This is a genomic window from Sphingomonas sp. MA1305, assembly GCF_016107325.1.
GTDB lineage: Bacteria > Pseudomonadota > Alphaproteobacteria > Sphingomonadales > Sphingomonadaceae > Sphingomonas.
The window spans coordinates 1-14,039 of record NZ_RCVT01000003.1 but is presented as its reverse complement, the minus strand read 5'-3'; the positions used below and the strand labels follow the sequence as shown (position 1 = coordinate 14,039).

Here is a 14,039-nt window from a genome sequence, read left to right as displayed (position 1 = left end):
AGCTTACCGGATATCCAGCATCACCACCGACTTCGCCGGCAGGGTCACGGTCAGCGTGCCGCCCGACAGCTGTGCGCCGGTGAAGGCCGCCGGCTTGACCGTGTCGGGCGCGTCGAAGGTGTTGTGCGCGTCCATCGCCGCCGCCGTCAGGATGCGGCCGGTGACCGCCGCGCCGGTGACGCCGTCCAGCTTGACGCTGACCGTCGCGGGCCGGTTGGGATCGACGTTGGTCAGGCCCATGTGCACCGCGCCGTCGGTACCGCGAACCGCGCTGGCGCTGACCGCCTTCAGCGTCCATTCGTTCTTGTTGTACCAGTGCGACTGGACGTCGACCGGCAGGACGATGCCGTCCTGATAGTCCTTGTACAGGTCGAACACCCAATAGGTCGGCGTCTTCACCATGCGGTTGCCGTCGGTGAGCAGCATCGATTGCAGCACGTTGACCATCTGCGCGATGTTGGCGCCGCGCAGGCGATCGGTGTGGCGCGCGAAGATGTCGAAGTTGAGGCTGGCGACCAGCGCATCGCGCAGCGAATTCTGCTGGTAGAGAAAGCCCGGATTGGTGCCCGGCTCGACATCGTACCAGGTGCCCCATTCGTCGACGAGCAGCGCGACGCGCTTCTTGGGATCGTACTTGTCCATCACCGCGGCGTGGCGCGTGACCAGCTCTTCCATCTTGGTCGTCTTGGCGAGGGTGCGCGCCCAGCCGTCCTCGTCGAAGCCGAGCGCTGCGCCCTTCTTCCCCCAGCTGTAGGGGATGGTGTAATAATGGACGCCGATGCCGTCGAAATGACCGCCGGCGTCGCGCATCATCACATCGGTCCAGTTGTAATCCTCGGAATTGGCGCCGCTGGCGATCTTCATCACCCGCTGGCCCTCCGGCATCTTGATGAAAGTGGAATAGCGACGGGTGACGTCGGCGGCATATTCCGGCTTCATGTTGCCGCCGCAGCCCCACAATTCATTGCCGAGGCCGAACATGGTGAGCTTCCACGGCGCCTTGCGGCCATTGGCGGCACGCTCCTGCGCCAGGCTCGAACCGGTCGGCGAGGTCATATACTCGACCCATTCCGCCATCTCGTACGGCGGTGCGCTGCCGATATTGCCGGACACATAGGGTTCGGCGCCAACCAGTTCCGAATAGTTCATGAACTCGTGCGTGCCGAAGCGATTGTCCTCGGTGACGCCGCCCCAGTTGGTGTTGATCTTGACCTTGCGCTTGGCCTGCGGCCCGATGCCTTCGCGCCAGTGATATTCGTCGGCGAAACAGCCGCCCGGCCAGCGGATGACGGGCACGCGGATCGCCTTCAGCGCGTCGATCACGTCGCGGCGGTAGCCGTCGATATTGGGCACCTTGCTGCCCTTGCCGACCCAGATGCCGCCGTAGATGCCGCTGCCGAGATGTTCGGCGAACTGGCCGAACAGCCGCTTGTCGAACTTGGGTGCGGGACGGTCGCCGTGCACCGTCACCACGTCCGTGGCGCCGGGGGCGGTGTCGGCCACGGGGGCTTCCTGCGCGAGCGCGGGGGCGGCAAGGACAAGCGCGATCGCGCTGAACAGCATTCGCATCGGTCGATACTCCGTCGGGCTTCCGCTCACGCGGCGCCATGAGTGAGACGCGCGGGGGTGGCGCAGACAGGATGGTCCGAACGACATGGCATGAGTGCTCATTGGCACATCCTCCCCCATGGCAGCATCTTGTCTGACAAGACTGCATCTCGTCAATCGCTTTCCGCCCTGTCGCGCCATTTGGGACGGCGAAGCACGAAATGCTTGATGCGGCTGTACTTCCCTGCCTAGGATCATCGGCCAGGGGAGACGCCGAAATGCAGGACCGAAGCCGGCGGCGACCCGCCCACACATTGCTTGCCCACCGGCTGGGCGTTGCCATCGCGACCGGCGCCTATGCCCCAGGCGCGGTACTGCCCGGTGAGGTCGAACTGGCCGAGCAGAACGGCGTGTCGCGCAGCGTCGTGCGCGAGGCGCTGAGGATGCTCGCCGCCAAGGGCTTGGTCGAGAGCCGACCCAAGGCGGGGACGCGGGTGCGCGACCGGGCGCTGTGGGCGATGCTCGATCCCGATCTGCTCGCCTGGATGTTCGAAGGCTCGCCGCCGCTCGACTTCGTGCGGGCGCTGTTCGAACTGCGCATGATCGTCGAACCGGCGGCGGCGGAGATGGCGGCGACGCGGCGCGACGCGCGGCAATTGTCGCGCATGGGCCATGCGCTCGAGCAGATGGCCGCCCACGGCCTCGCCACGCCGGAGGGGCAGATGGCGGACCAGCTGTTCCACGCCGCGATCCTGGAGGCGACCGACAACGAATTGCTGGTCGGCCTGTCGGTCAGCATCACCTCCGCGGTGCGCTGGACGACGATCTTCAAATACAAGGCGAGCCGCCAGCCGCGCGATCCGATGCCGCAGCACCGCATCCTGTTCGAGGCGATCGCCAATGCCGATCCGGCGGGCGCGCGCGAGGCGACGCTGGACCTGCTGCGCCAGGCGCAGATCGATACCGAGATCGCGCTGCAGGGCTGATCGATCAGGGCCGCGCCCAGGGTGCGTCGGCGAGCGCGGCGGCGAGATGGTCGATCACCGCCTGGACGCGCAACGGCCGCAGCGGCGACGGCGGCATGACCAGGTGCAGGCCGAGCACCGGCGGCGCCCAATCGGCCATGACCGTCTCCAGCCGGCCGTCGCGCAATTCCTGCCAGACCAGGAATTCGGGCTGCACCGCCAGCCCCTGCCCCGCCAGCAGCGCCGGCGTGAGCAGGTCGGCATTGTCGCTCCACAGCCGCACCGGCGGCTGCACCGTCTCCTCGCCGAACTGTGGGTGGGTGAAGCGCCAGAGGCCGGGGCTGGCGCCGCCCGAATAGCCGAGCACGCGGTGGCGCAGCAGCTCGCCTGGGTGGGTCGGGCGGCCGTGCGCGGCGAGATAGGCGGGCGCGGCGACGAGCAGCAGGCGCACGGTGCACAGCCGCCGCGCGATCAGCGATGAATCCTCCAGCCGACCGATGCGCAGCGCGAGGTCGAAGCCGTCGGCGATCAGGTCGACCTGGCGGTCGCTGAGCGCGAGGTCGAGGGTGACGTCAGGATAACGCGCCATGAAGCCGGGCAAAGTCGCCGCCATATGGCCAATGCCGAACGACAGCGGCGCGCTGATCCGCACCCGGCCGCGCGGGCTGGTCGCCTGTTCGGCGGCATCGTCCTCCGCCGCCTCGCCCTCGCTGAGGATGCGCGCGGCGCGGTCGAGCAGCGCGCGGCCACCGTCGGTCAGCGACAGCCGGCGCGAGGTGCGCGCGAACACGGCGACGCCGAGCCGCTGTTCGAGGCGGCTGATCGCCTTGGATACGGTCGGGTTGGACAGACCGAGATCCTGCGCGGCGGCGGCGAAGGAGCCGAGCGTGGCGACCTTGGCGAAGATCGCCATGGCTTCGAGATCGGGCAGGCGACGTGTCATTTTCGGCAACGATCCAATGCCATCCTTTCTGTTTCGTCAAGCGCGTATCGATCGCATCTTGCCGGCAACGCAGCGGAACGGCGCTGCTCCTGACCACGGAGACCGGACATGATCGACCATCGCCCCTTCGCCAGCCTCGGCGGCGCCAACCACGGCTGGCTCGACGCCAAGCATCATTTCTCCTTCGCCAATTACTACGACCCGAAGCGGATGGGCTGGGGCCCGATCCGGGTGTGGAACGACGACACCATCGCCGCCGGCACCGGCTTCCCGCCGCACCCGCATGCCGACATGGAGATCATCACCTATGTCCGCGACGGGGCGATCACGCATCAGGACAGCTTGGGCAACACCGGCCGCACCGAGGCGGGCGACGTGCAGGTGATGAGCGCCGGTTCGGGCGTGCGCCATTCGGAATATAATCTGGAGCCGGGCAGCACCCGCATCTTCCAGATCTGGATCGAGCCCAAGGCGCGCGGCGGCCAGCCGAGCTGGGGTGCCAAGCCCTTCCCGCGCGGCGAACGCTCGGGCAAGTTCGTGACGCTGGCGAGCGGGGTGGAGGGCGATAGCGACGCGCTGCCGATCCGCACCGACGCGCGCGTGCTCGGCGCGACGATCAAGGCGGGCGAGAGCGCGGAATACGAACTCGGCGCCGGCCACCATGCCTATCTGGTTCCAGCGACCGGCGCGGTCGAGGTCAACGGCGTGCGCATCGCCGCCCGCGACGGCGCGGCGATCGCCGACGAGACGGTGCTGCGCGTCACCGCGATCGAGGATGCCGAGATCGTCCTGGTCGACGCCGCCTGACCCCCTCTTCCGTACCGCGTACCCACCCGACCGACGGAGACCCACCATGCCCTTCATCACCACCGCCGACGGCACCGAGATCTTCTACAAGGACTGGGGCCCCCGCGACGCCCAGGTCATCCATTTCCACCACGGCTGGCCGCTCAGTTCCGACGACTGGGACGCGCAGATGATGTTCTTCCTGGAGCAGGGCTATCGCGTCGTCGCGCATGACCGGCGCGGCCACGGCCGGTCGAGCCAGTCGGCCGACGGACATGACATGGACAGCTATGTCGCCGACGTCGTCGCGCTGACCGATGCGCTCGATCACAGGCAAGCGATCCACGTCGGCCATTCGACCGGCGGCGGCGAGGTGGCGCGCTACGTCGCGCAGGCCAATCCGGGCCGCGTCGCCAAGGCGGTGCTGGTCAGCGCGGTGGCGCCGATCATGGTGCAGACGCCCGCCAATCCCGACGGCGTGCCGATCGCGGTGTTCGACGACGTCCGCCACCAGACGGCGACCGATCGCGCGCAATTCTTCTGGGACTTCACCCTGCCCTTCTTCGGCTACAATCGCGACGGCGCCGAGGTGAAGGAGGGCGTGCGCCGCAATTGGTGGCGGCAGGGCATGATGGGCAGCATCCTCGCCCATGTCCGCGGCATCAAGGCGTTCAGCGAGACCGACTTCACGGACGATCTGAAGGCGATCCGCGTACCGACGCTGGTCATGCACGGCGAAGACGACCAGGTCGTGCCCTTCCCGACCACCGGCAAATTGTCCGCCGAGCTGGTCGAAGGCGCTACGCTGAAGAGCTATCCCGGCCTGCCACACGGCATGCCGACGACGCACGCCGACCGGATCAACGCCGACCTGCTCGCGTTCATCCGCGGCTGATCCCCCTCGGGCGCGACGGCCTCTCCGTCGCGCCCGTTCCCTGGCGGAGCCGACCCGATGCCCGATTCGATCCTGATCTTCTACGGCTCGTACCGCTCGGACCGGCAGGGCATCCGCCTTGCCGACTATCTGGTCCGCCAGTTCCGCGCGCGCGGCGCCGAGGCCGAGCTGATCGACGCCAAGGCGCTCGACCTGCCGATGCTCGACCGCATGTACAAGGAATATCCCGCCGGCGAGGCGCCGCCGGCGCTGGCGGAATTGGCCGGCAAGATCCGCCGTGCCGACGCCTTCGTCTTCGTCGCCGGCGAATACAATTGGAGCGTCCAGCCGGGCCTCAAGAACCTGACCGATCATTTCCTGGAGGAATGGTATTGGCGGCCCGCCGCGATCGCCAGTTATTCCGCCGGCCGCTTCGCCGGGGCGCGCGCCGGCCTCGCCTGGCACGGCATCCTGTCGGAAATGGGCATGGTCGTGGTGTCGAGCTCGCTCGCCGTCGGCGGCATCGGCCATGCGCTGGACGCGGACGCGCAGCCGACCGGCGACGGCGGCGCGGCGCTGGAGCGCGCCTTTCCCCGCTTCGCCGACGACCTTGGCTGGTGGACCGAGGCGGCGCGCAGCCAACGCAGACGGCGCCCGCCACCTTATTGAAAACTTTGACCCGGATCATTGACGGCACCGCGAATACCACCTTTACCGGATGAACCGGCCGTTTCGGCCCGGCGTGTGGCGGCAAGCGGATCATCGCCGCATCAGGGAGGCTTTGGGGCGATCGATGGCCGCTGCGGGACAGTATGACAGCCTGCTGGTCGCGATGTCGATCATCATCGCAATCATCGCCTCCTTCACCGCGCTCGACTTGGCAGGCCGCGTGCGCGCCTCGGCCGGCTGGATGCGTATCGTCTGGCTCGGGACCGCCGCGGTGGCGATGGGCGGCGGGATCTGGGCGATGCATTTCGTCGCCATGCTCGCCTTCTCGATGCCGGGCATGGCGGTCGGCTATGACGTCGGCCTGACGCTGGTGTCGCTGTTGCTGCCGATCCTGGTGACCGGGGCTGCGTTCTCGGTGGTGACGCGCGGCCAGCGCTCGTTCCGGCGCTGCGCCACCGCCGGGCTGTTCATGGGCCTCGGCGTGGTGACGATGCACTATCTCGGCATGGCCGCGATGCGCATGGCGGGATCGATCCGCTACGACCCGTCGTGGATTGCCGTGTCGGTGCTGATCGCGATCGGCGCGGCCACCGTGGCGCTGTGGCTGGCGGCCCGCACCAGCCGACAGGTGGAAAAGGCCGGCGCCGCGATCGTGATGGGCATCGCGGTGGCGGGCATGCATTTCGCCGGCATGCGCGCGGCGACCTTCACCCTGCATGCGACGCCACAGGCCGGACAGGGTACCAGCGCCAGCCAAACGGCGCTGGCGATCGGCGTGCTTGCGGCGAGCTTCCTGATCCTGTTCCTGTCGCTGCTCGCGGCGATGTTCGACCGCCGCTTTGCACTGGCCGCGCAGCGCGAGGCGGCGGCGCTCCGCGCGAGCGAGGAGCGCTTCCGCGCGCTTTACCGCGGCACGCCGCTGCCGCTGCATTCGCTCGATCGCGACGGACGGATCGAACAGGTTTCCAATGCCTGGCTGGCGCTGCTCGGCTACCAACGCGCCGAGGTGGTGGGTACCCCGCTCAGCGACTTCCTGACCGACGAATCCGCCCATCAATTCCGCGAGCAGGATTGGCCGCAATTGCTCGGGGCCGGCACGCTCGACCCCCGCGACTATCGCGTCGTCACCCGCAGCGGCGCGATCCTCGACGTGGTATCGGCGATGCGCGTCGAGTGCGACGAGGCGCGCAATTTCCTCCATGCCGTCGGCGGCCTGACCGACGTCACCGAGCGCAAGCGCGCCGAAGACGCCTTGCGCCAGGCGCAGAAGATCGAGGCGCTCGGCCAGCTGACCGGCGGCGTCGCGCATGACTTCAACAATCTGCTCGCGGTGATCATGGGCAACCTCGACCTGTTGCGCCGCCGCCTGCCCGACGATCCGCGGCTCGCCCGCTTGGTCGCCAGCGCGATGGAAGGTGCCCAGCGCGGCGCCTCGCTGACCCAGCGGCTGCTCGCCTTTGCCCGTAAGCAGGATCTGAAGCCCGAGGCGGTCGATCTTGCCGAGCTGGTGCGCGGCATGACCGACCTGCTGCAGCGTTCGCTGGGCCCGAGGGTACAGGTGGAGACGCGGTTTCCCGCTGGTCTGCCCCCGGTCCATGCCGACGCCCATCAACTGGAGCTGGCGCTGCTCAACCTTGCGGTGAACGCGCGCGACGCGATGCCGGAGGGCGGCATGCTGGCGATCGGCGCGGTGGCGGAGACGGTTGCTGCCGACGATCTGCACGGCCTCGTGGCCGGCGACTATGTTCGGCTAACCATGGTCGATCAGGGCGAAGGTATGGACGCTGCAACGCTGGCCAAGGCCACCGACCCGTTCTTCACCACCAAAGGCGTCGGCAAAGGCACCGGCCTCGGCTTGTCGATGGTGCACGGCCTCGCCGAACAATCGGGCGGCCGTTTGGCGATCCGGAGCGCGCCGGGCCGCGGCACCACGGTCGCCCTGTACCTGCCCGCGACGAAGCCCGTGCGGCCGGCCCCGGTCGCGGCCGTCCGCGACGATGCCGGGAATGTCCCGGCGCTTGAGGTGCTGGTGGTTGACGACGATTCGCTGGTGCTCGCCAACACCGCGGCGATGCTGGAGGACCTCGGCCATCGCGTCCGGCTGGCGGCGTCGGGCGAGGCGGCGCTGGCGGCGCTCGCCGACACCGCAGCGGTCGACCTCGTGATCACCGACCAACTGATGCCGCAGATGACGGGTGTGCAGCTTGCCAGCCGTATTTGTCAGCAGGCACCCGATCTGCCAATCCTGATCGTCAGCGGCTTTGCCGAGCTCGGCGCCGACGCCGGCCGCTTCCCGATCCTGTCCAAGCCTTTCGATCGCGCCTCGCTAGCCGATGCGCTCGCGCGGATCGTCGGATCAACCAACGCACCGATTCGCCGTCGATCTATCGGCTGATCCGGCCAGGCCGGAAAGGCGGTGCAATACCGCCGCGCCTGTCCACCCCCGTCACGGTCCGGCGCGAGCAGGCCATGGACCCACAAGGCTTCGCCATATCCGGCTTTCGGCGGGGTGGTGAGCAGCAGCCGGGGGGACACGTCCGATCTGGCCGCCGGACACGAAAAAGCCCCGCATCGGCGGGGCTTTCATCGAACGAATGGTGGAGCCGAGGGGGATCGAACCCCTGACCTTCGCAATGCCATTGCGACGCTCTCCCAGCTGAGCTACGGCCCCATTCGTTCGGGAGGCGCCCCACTAGCGGGGGCGCCGGGGCATGGCAAGCGGTGATTTTCGCCCCTGCCACACCTTTTTTCGTCAGACCGTCGGACGGGCACCGCAGCAGCGGCGCCCGCCCCGTCGATCAATGTTCGTCGTCTTCGTTGCTGGTCTCGACGCCGAGATCGTCGTCGCCGCCCAGATCGACCTCATCGTCCGCCGAGGGCTCTTCGTCCTCGTCGTCCGCCAGCGTCTCCAGATCGTCGTCGCCGCCTTCCAGATCGGAATCCGCCTCCTTGCCTTCCGGCTTGGCCTGCTCGAACGGCAGCGGCTGCTTCGACTTCAGGATCGGCTCCGGCACCCACTGCGTACCGCAGTTGATGCAGGTGACGGGATCGTCCTTTTCGAGATCGTAGAAGCGCGTGGCGCATTTCGGGCACGTACGCTTCGTACCCCATTCCGGCTTGATCATGCCGCCAGTGTGCCTTTCGGAAAAATGGATGGTCGCGGCCGGAGGTTACCCCCCGTCCGTTCCGTTGCCCGTAACGTGGCGCGCGCCTTGCCATAGCGCAAGGGGACTGTCAAAGCCCGCGGCCAGCCATGTCCCACGCCCCTGCCCGCCCATTGTCCATCACCGCCGCCGGCCCGCTGATTGGCACCGTCACCGTGCCCGGCGACAAATCGATCAGCCACCGGTCGCTGATGTTCGCCGGCCTGGCCGTGGGGCAAAGCCGCATCCGCGGGCTGCTGGAGGGCGAGGACGTGCTCGCCACCGCCGCCGCGATGCGCGCCATGGGGGCGGACATCGTGCGCGGCGACGACGCGACGTGGACGGTGCACGGCGTCGGCGTCGGCGGCCTGCTGCAACCACAGACCGTGCTCGACATGGGCAATTCGGGCACCTCGACGCGTCTGCTGATGGGCCTGGTCGCCAGCCATCCGATCACCGCGACGTTCGTCGGCGACGCCAGCCTGTCGAAGCGGCCGATGGCGCGGGTCACCGAACCGCTGGCGCGGATGGGGGCGGATTTCACCACCAGTCCGGGGGATCGTTTGCCGCTCACCATGCGCGGGCTCTGCCCGGCGGTGCCGATCACCTATACGTTGCCCGTCGCCTCGGCGCAGGTGAAGTCGGCGGTGCTGCTCGCCGGGCTCAACACGCCGGGGATCACGCGGGTGATCGAACCGGTGCCGACCCGCGACCACAGCGAGCGGATGCTGCGCGGCTTCGGCGCCGAACTGACCGTCGAGGAGACGCCGGAAGGGCGGCTGATCGCGATCACCGGCGAGGCCGAGCTGAAATCGCAGGACATCGACGTCCCGGGCGATCCCTCCTCCGCCGGCTTCTGGATGGTCGCCGCCTCGATCGTGCCGGGATCGGACGTGACGATCCGCAACGTGCTGATGAACCCGACGCGCACCGGCCTGGTCACCGCGCTCCGCATGATGGGCGCGTCGATCGAGGCGGTCGACACCCGTGACGTGGGCGGCGAGGCGGTCGCCGACCTGCGCGTCCGCCGCGCGCCGTTGTCGGCGATCGAGGTGCCGGCAGAGCTGGCGCCGAGCATGATCGACGAATATCCGATCCTGTTCGTCGCCGCCGCCTTCGCCAGGGGCACGACGGTGGCACGCGGCGCGCACGAATTGCGCGTCAAGGAGTCGGACCGCATCGCCGCAATGGCAGCGGCGCTCGGTCTCGCCGGCGTCGCCGTCACCGAGCATGAGGACGGCCTGTCGATCGAAGGGCGTGACGGCGACCCGCTGCCCGGCACTGGCGAGGCCCGCGTCGCCTCGCTGCTCGATCACCGCATCGCGATGAGCATGGCGGTGGCGGGCATGCACAGCGCGCGGCCGGTGATGATCGACGATGCCGCGCCGATCGCGACCAGCTATCCCGCCTTCGTCGATACCGCGACCCGGCTGGGGGCGCAGCCGCAGTGGGTCGCGGCATGATCATCGCGGTCGACGGACCCGCGGCGAGCGGCAAGGGCACGATCGCCAAGGCGCTGGCGCGGCATTACAACCTGCCGCACCTCGACACCGGGCTGCTGTACCGGGCGGTGGCGCTGACGGTACGGCGGCTGGAGCTGGATGCGGAGAAGGAGGCCGATGCGGTCGCCGCCTGCGGCTTCGACGAGCTGACGCTCGCCGATCCGGCGCTGCGCACCGACGAGATCGGGCAACTCGCCTCCGTCGTCTCGGCGCATCCGCTGGTGCGCGCGGCGCTGCTGCAGCGGCAGAAACGGTTCGCGCACCAGGACGGCGGCGCGGTGCTCGACGGGCGCGACATCGGCACGGTGATTGCCCCCGACGCGACCGCCAAGCTGTTCGTCAAGGCAACCCCGCAGGTGCGCGCGCAGCGCCGCCATGCGGAATTGCGGAGCCACGGTTCGAGCGTCAGCTTCGACAGGGTGCTCGCCGACATCCGCGCCCGCGACGCACGTGACAGCGGCCGGTCGGCGGCGCCGCTGGTTCAGGCGGCGGATGCGGTGACGCTGGACACCAGCTTCCTGTCGATCGAGGCCAGCGTGCAGAAGGCGATCGCGATCGTCGAGGACGCGCGCAGGCTCAGTCGTTGACCCAGTCGCTGCGGGCGTGGGGAATGCGGAGGATCGTGACGCTGCCGTCCGCTTCAACCTGATAGACGATGAGATGTGCGCCTACCGGCCAAGCACGCACCGGTGGCTGAAGTTCATGACGCAGTCGCGCGCACCCCGGGTTGTCAGCGACGAAGTCGAAGCCCTGGTCGAGTCGATCGGCATAGGCCTCGGCCTGGGCGCGGCCAAATCGCTCAACTCCATAGCGATAGATCGCGTAATAATCCTCGTCGGCTAACGGCGTGATCCTATAAGACATCGACGCCGGCCCGCCTGCGCGCCTCCGCACGCCGCTCATCCGGCGTAAGCGTGGAAAGGCCGCTGGCCCGCGCCTCGTCGACCATTGCCTGCATGACGGCGATCTTTTCCGCGCGTATCTGTTCGCGGCGGATCAGGTCGCGGACGACGTCGCTGGAATTGGCGTAGCGGCCGGTTTCGGCCTGCGCCTCGACCCATTCCTTCATGGCGTCGGGCAGCGAGATGTTCATGGTAGCCATGCCGCCATGGTTCGCATTATGGCAAGGATTGTCAACTTGCGTTTCGCGCGGCGCCCGTGTACCGCTGCGCGGTCCGCCGGACCTGTGGTCCGCGGAAGGTGTCGGCGCGTGTGGCCCAGCCCTCGCGCCTTTTCGCATATCGGCGATTATCCACCTCCCGCGGCCCATGCGTACGACCGGATGCCGCGACCGGCATGGGGTCGCCGCGGCGTTTTCAGCCAAGACCAGCGGAGCCAACCGCTTGGCCGGAAACACATAACCACAGGACACTCTAACCTTATGGCTACTCAAGCCCTTCCGAGCCGCGACGATTTCGCGGCGATGCTCGATGACATGTTCGGCGGCGCCGACAGCTTCGAGGGCCGCGTGGTGCACGGCACCGTCACCGCGATCGAAAATGACATGGCTGTCATCGACGTCGGTCTGAAGTCCGAAGGCCGCGTGCCGCTGCGCGAATTCGCCGCGCCGGGCCAGAAGGCCGACCTCAAGGTCGGTGACGAAGTCGAAGTCTACGTCGACCGCGTCGAGAACATGCACGGCGAAGCGATGCTCAGCCGCGACCGCGCCCGCCGCGAGGCCGCCTGGGACAAGCTGGAGCTGGAATTCAGCCAGGGCAACCGCGTCGAGGGCGTGATCTTCGGCCGCGTCAAGGGCGGCTTCACCGTCGACCTGTCGGGCGCCGTGGCGTTCCTGCCGGGCAGCCAGGTCGACATCCGTCCGGTGCGCGACGTCACGCCGCTGATGGACATCCCGCAGCCGTTCCAGATCCTCAAGATGGACCGCAAGCGCGGCAACATCGTCGTCAGCCGCCGCGCCGTGCTGGAAGAAACCCGCGCCGAGCAGCGTTCGGGCCTGATCCAGTCGCTGCACGAGGGCCAGATCATCGACGGCGTCGTCAAGAACATCACTGACTACGGTGCGTTCGTCGACCTGGGCGGCATCGACGGCCTGCTGCACGTCACCGACCTCAGCTACAAGCGCGTCAACCACCCGTCGGAGATGATCAACATCGGCGACACGGTGAAGGTGCAGATCATCCGCATCAACAAGGACACGCAGCGCATCAGCCTCGGCATGAAGCAGCTCGAGTCGGATCCGTGGGATGGCGCAAGCGCCAAGTATCCGGTCGGCGCCAAGCTGTCGGGCCGCGTCACCAACATCACCGAATATGGTGCGTTCGTCGAGCTGGAAGCCGGCATCGAGGGCCTGGTCCACGTGTCGGAAATGTCCTGGACCAAGAAGAACGTCCATCCGGGCAAGATCGTCTCGACCTCGCAGGAAGTCGATGTCGTCGTGCTCGAGGTCGACGAGGACAAGCGTCGCATCAGCCTCGGCCTGAAGCAGGCGCAGAACAATCCGTGGGAAGCGTTCGCCGCCGCCCATCCGATCGGCTCGACCGTCGAGGGCGAGGTCAAGAACGCGACCGAATTCGGTCTGTTCATCGGCCTGGACAATGACGTCGACGGCATGGTCCACATGTCCGACATCGCCTGGGGCGTGTCGGGTGAGGACGCGCTGGCGCTGCACCGCAAGGGCGAGACCGTCCAGGCGGTGGTGCTCGACATCGATCCGGAGAAGGAGCGCATCAGCCTCGGCATGAAGCAGCTCGAGCGCGGCGGCCCCGTCGCGGCGGGCGCGGGCGATCGCCTGGGCAAGAACCAGGTCATCACCGTCACCGTTCTCGAAGTCCGCGACGCGGGTCTCGAGGTGCAGGCGGGCGACGATGGCGCGACCGGCTTCATCAAGCGCACCGACCTCGGCCGCGACCGCGACGAGCAGCGTCCGGAGCGTTTCCAGGTCGGCCAGAAGTTCGACGCGATGGTCACCGGCTTCGACCGGTCGAAGAAGCCGACCTTCTCGGTCAAGGCGATGCAGATCGCCGAAGAGAAGCAGGCGGTCGCCCAGTACGGCTCGTCCGACTCGGGCGCCACGCTCGGCAACATCCTCGGCGAGGCGCTGAAGGCGCGCAACGAGGCCGACAAGAAGTAAGCCATGATGGGGCCGGGACGCGAAAGTGTCTCGGCCCTACTCATTTTGACGGCAGCCCACCGTTTCGGACCTATGCTTGGCGGCCATTGATGCGTATCAAGCTGCCCTTGCCAAGTCCCGGGGGGGAGCAGAGCCATGATCCGATCCGAATTGATCCAGAAACTGTCCGACGAGAATCCGACGCTGTCCGCACAGGACATCGAGGCGATCGTCACTGCCTTCTTCGAAGAAATCATCCGCCGCCTCGCGGCGAACGGCCGCGTCGAGCTGCGCGGCTTCGGCGCCTTCTCGACCCGCGCCCGCGACGCCCGGCAAGGCCGCAACCCGCGCACCGGCGAATTGGTCGAGGTCGACGCCAAGCGCGTCCCCTATTTCAAGCCCGGCAAGGAAATGCGCGCGCGCCTCAACGTCTGAGCGGACGACAGCGCGTTTTCCTGCCGGCGGCGGGTTGACGCCCGCCGCTGGCTGCGCTTCGGATCGCCGGGTGCGCGGACGTGGCGAAACCGGTAGACGCTGCC

General features: G+C 68.1%; 14 protein-coding genes and 1 tRNA gene. 9 read left to right on the top strand and 6 right to left on the bottom strand.

The features are described from left to right. Positions 1-3: 3 nt before the first annotated feature. Positions 4-1,569, bottom strand: coding sequence for an alpha-N-arabinofuranosidase (locus D9601_RS13145; RefSeq protein WP_198354520.1), 1,566 nt, complete (start codon positions 1,567-1,569; stop codon positions 4-6). 257 nt (positions 1,570-1,826) lie between these two features. Here D9601_RS13145 and D9601_RS13140 point away from each other — a divergent pair, with 257 nt between their 5' ends. Beyond that, entirely contained in the window at positions 1,827-2,534 is a 708-nt protein-coding gene (locus tag D9601_RS13140; protein WP_198354519.1) for a FadR/GntR family transcriptional regulator, read from the top strand. A gap of 4 nt (positions 2,535-2,538) precedes the next feature. On the opposite strand, the gene D9601_RS13135 is transcribed toward D9601_RS13140, so the two are convergent. Further along, positions 2,539-3,456 carry a LysR family transcriptional regulator gene (locus D9601_RS13135; RefSeq protein WP_198354518.1) on the bottom strand — a complete coding sequence of 306 codons (918 nt, stop codon included), beginning with the start codon at positions 3,454-3,456 and terminating at the stop codon, positions 2,539-2,541. Positions 3,457-3,564: 108 nt separating this feature from the next. Here D9601_RS13135 and D9601_RS13130 point away from each other — a divergent pair, with 108 nt between their 5' ends. The 4 genes from D9601_RS13130 (at position 3,565) to D9601_RS13115 (ending at position 8,180) form a co-directional block, all read left to right on the top strand. After that, complete coding sequence (locus D9601_RS13130) at positions 3,565-4,263, top strand: pirin family protein (RefSeq protein ID WP_198354517.1); 699 nt, start codon at positions 3,565-3,567, stop codon at positions 4,261-4,263. 46 nt (positions 4,264-4,309) lie between these two features. Then, positions 4,310-5,137 (top strand): alpha/beta fold hydrolase, encoded by an 828-nt coding sequence (locus D9601_RS13125; RefSeq protein ID WP_198354516.1) that lies wholly within the window; start codon positions 4,310-4,312, stop codon positions 5,135-5,137. A gap of 57 nt (positions 5,138-5,194) precedes the next feature. After that, complete coding sequence (locus D9601_RS13120; protein ID WP_198354515.1) at positions 5,195-5,785, top strand: NADPH-dependent FMN reductase; 591 nt, start codon at positions 5,195-5,197, stop codon at positions 5,783-5,785. 124 nt (positions 5,786-5,909) lie between these two features. Beyond that, on the top strand, positions 5,910-8,180 hold the full coding sequence (locus D9601_RS13115; protein ID WP_198354514.1) for an MHYT domain-containing protein: 2,271 nt from the start codon (positions 5,910-5,912) through the stop codon (positions 8,178-8,180). Between the two features lie 200 nt (positions 8,181-8,380). On the opposite strand, the gene D9601_RS13110 is transcribed toward D9601_RS13115, so the two are convergent. Together D9601_RS13110 and D9601_RS13105 are read right to left on the bottom strand one after the other, a co-directional pair. Next, positions 8,381-8,456: transfer RNA gene (locus D9601_RS13110), tRNA-Ala, on the bottom strand. Positions 8,457-8,583: 127 nt separating this feature from the next. Then, the gene (locus tag D9601_RS13105) at positions 8,584-8,910 is read right to left on the bottom strand and encodes a TIGR02300 family protein (protein WP_198354513.1); all 327 of its coding nucleotides are present in this window, start codon (positions 8,908-8,910) and stop codon (positions 8,584-8,586) included. A gap of 128 nt (positions 8,911-9,038) precedes the next feature. On the opposite strand from D9601_RS13105, the gene aroA reads away from it, so the two are divergent. Together aroA and cmk are read left to right on the top strand one after the other, a co-directional pair. Beyond that, the gene (gene aroA / locus D9601_RS13100) at positions 9,039-10,391 is read left to right on the top strand and encodes a 3-phosphoshikimate 1-carboxyvinyltransferase (protein ID WP_198354512.1); all 1,353 of its coding nucleotides are present in this window, start codon (positions 9,039-9,041) and stop codon (positions 10,389-10,391) included. After that, entirely contained in the window at positions 10,388-11,017 is a 630-nt protein-coding gene (cmk, locus tag D9601_RS13095) for a (d)CMP kinase (protein WP_198354511.1), read from the top strand. Before aroA ends, cmk begins: the two co-directional genes overlap by 4 nt. Here cmk and D9601_RS13090 read toward each other — a convergent pair. Both D9601_RS13090 and D9601_RS13085 read right to left on the bottom strand, forming a co-directional pair. Next, a complete protein-coding gene (locus D9601_RS13090; RefSeq protein WP_198354510.1) occupies positions 11,007-11,294 on the bottom strand; it encodes a type II toxin-antitoxin system RelE/ParE family toxin in 288 nt (95 codons plus the stop codon). The two genes, cmk and D9601_RS13090, sit on opposite strands and share 11 nt — an antisense overlap. Beyond that, positions 11,284-11,523 (bottom strand): type II toxin-antitoxin system ParD family antitoxin, encoded by a 240-nt coding sequence (locus D9601_RS13085; protein ID WP_332837997.1) that lies wholly within the window; start codon positions 11,521-11,523, stop codon positions 11,284-11,286. The genes D9601_RS13090 and D9601_RS13085 overlap by 11 nt, the downstream gene beginning before the upstream one ends. A 288-nt stretch (positions 11,524-11,811) precedes the next feature. On the opposite strand from D9601_RS13085, the gene rpsA reads away from it, so the two are divergent. Continuing rightward, complete coding sequence (rpsA, locus tag D9601_RS13080) at positions 11,812-13,521, top strand: 30S ribosomal protein S1 (RefSeq protein ID WP_198354508.1); 1,710 nt, start codon at positions 11,812-11,814, stop codon at positions 13,519-13,521. Positions 13,522-13,656: 135 nt separating this feature from the next. Continuing rightward, on the top strand, positions 13,657-13,935 hold the full coding sequence (gene ihfB / locus D9601_RS13075; RefSeq protein WP_198354507.1) for an integration host factor subunit beta: 279 nt from the start codon (positions 13,657-13,659) through the stop codon (positions 13,933-13,935). Positions 13,936-14,039: the final 104 nt, after the last annotated feature.

Coding starts and splice junctions, on each gene's coding strand:
- rpsA (WP_198354508.1), top strand. CDS start 11,812: ATGGCTACTCAAGCCCTTCCGAGCCGCGACGATTTCGCGGCGATGCTC.
- D9601_RS13140 (WP_198354519.1), top strand. CDS start 1,827: ATGCAGGACCGAAGCCGGCGGCGACCCGCCCACACATTGCTTGCCCAC.
- D9601_RS13105 (WP_198354513.1), bottom strand. CDS start 8,910: ATGATCAAGCCGGAATGGGGTACGAAGCGTACGTGCCCGAAATGCGCC.
- D9601_RS13120 (WP_198354515.1), top strand. CDS start 5,195: ATGCCCGATTCGATCCTGATCTTCTACGGCTCGTACCGCTCGGACCGG.
- D9601_RS13115 (WP_198354514.1), top strand. CDS start 5,910: ATGGCCGCTGCGGGACAGTATGACAGCCTGCTGGTCGCGATGTCGATC.
- D9601_RS13145 (WP_198354520.1), bottom strand. CDS start 1,569: ATGCGAATGCTGTTCAGCGCGATCGCGCTTGTCCTTGCCGCCCCCGCG.
- D9601_RS13125 (WP_198354516.1), top strand. CDS start 4,310: ATGCCCTTCATCACCACCGCCGACGGCACCGAGATCTTCTACAAGGAC.
- ihfB (WP_198354507.1), top strand. CDS start 13,657: ATGATCCGATCCGAATTGATCCAGAAACTGTCCGACGAGAATCCGACG.
- D9601_RS13085 (WP_332837997.1), bottom strand. CDS start 11,523: ATGAACATCTCGCTGCCCGACGCCATGAAGGAATGGGTCGAGGCGCAG.
- D9601_RS13130 (WP_198354517.1), top strand. CDS start 3,565: ATGATCGACCATCGCCCCTTCGCCAGCCTCGGCGGCGCCAACCACGGC.
- cmk (WP_198354511.1), top strand. CDS start 10,388: ATGATCATCGCGGTCGACGGACCCGCGGCGAGCGGCAAGGGCACGATC.
- D9601_RS13090 (WP_198354510.1), bottom strand. CDS start 11,294: ATGTCTTATAGGATCACGCCGTTAGCCGACGAGGATTATTACGCGATC.
- D9601_RS13135 (WP_198354518.1), bottom strand. CDS start 3,456: ATGACACGTCGCCTGCCCGATCTCGAAGCCATGGCGATCTTCGCCAAG.
- aroA (WP_198354512.1), top strand. CDS start 9,039: ATGTCCCACGCCCCTGCCCGCCCATTGTCCATCACCGCCGCCGGCCCG.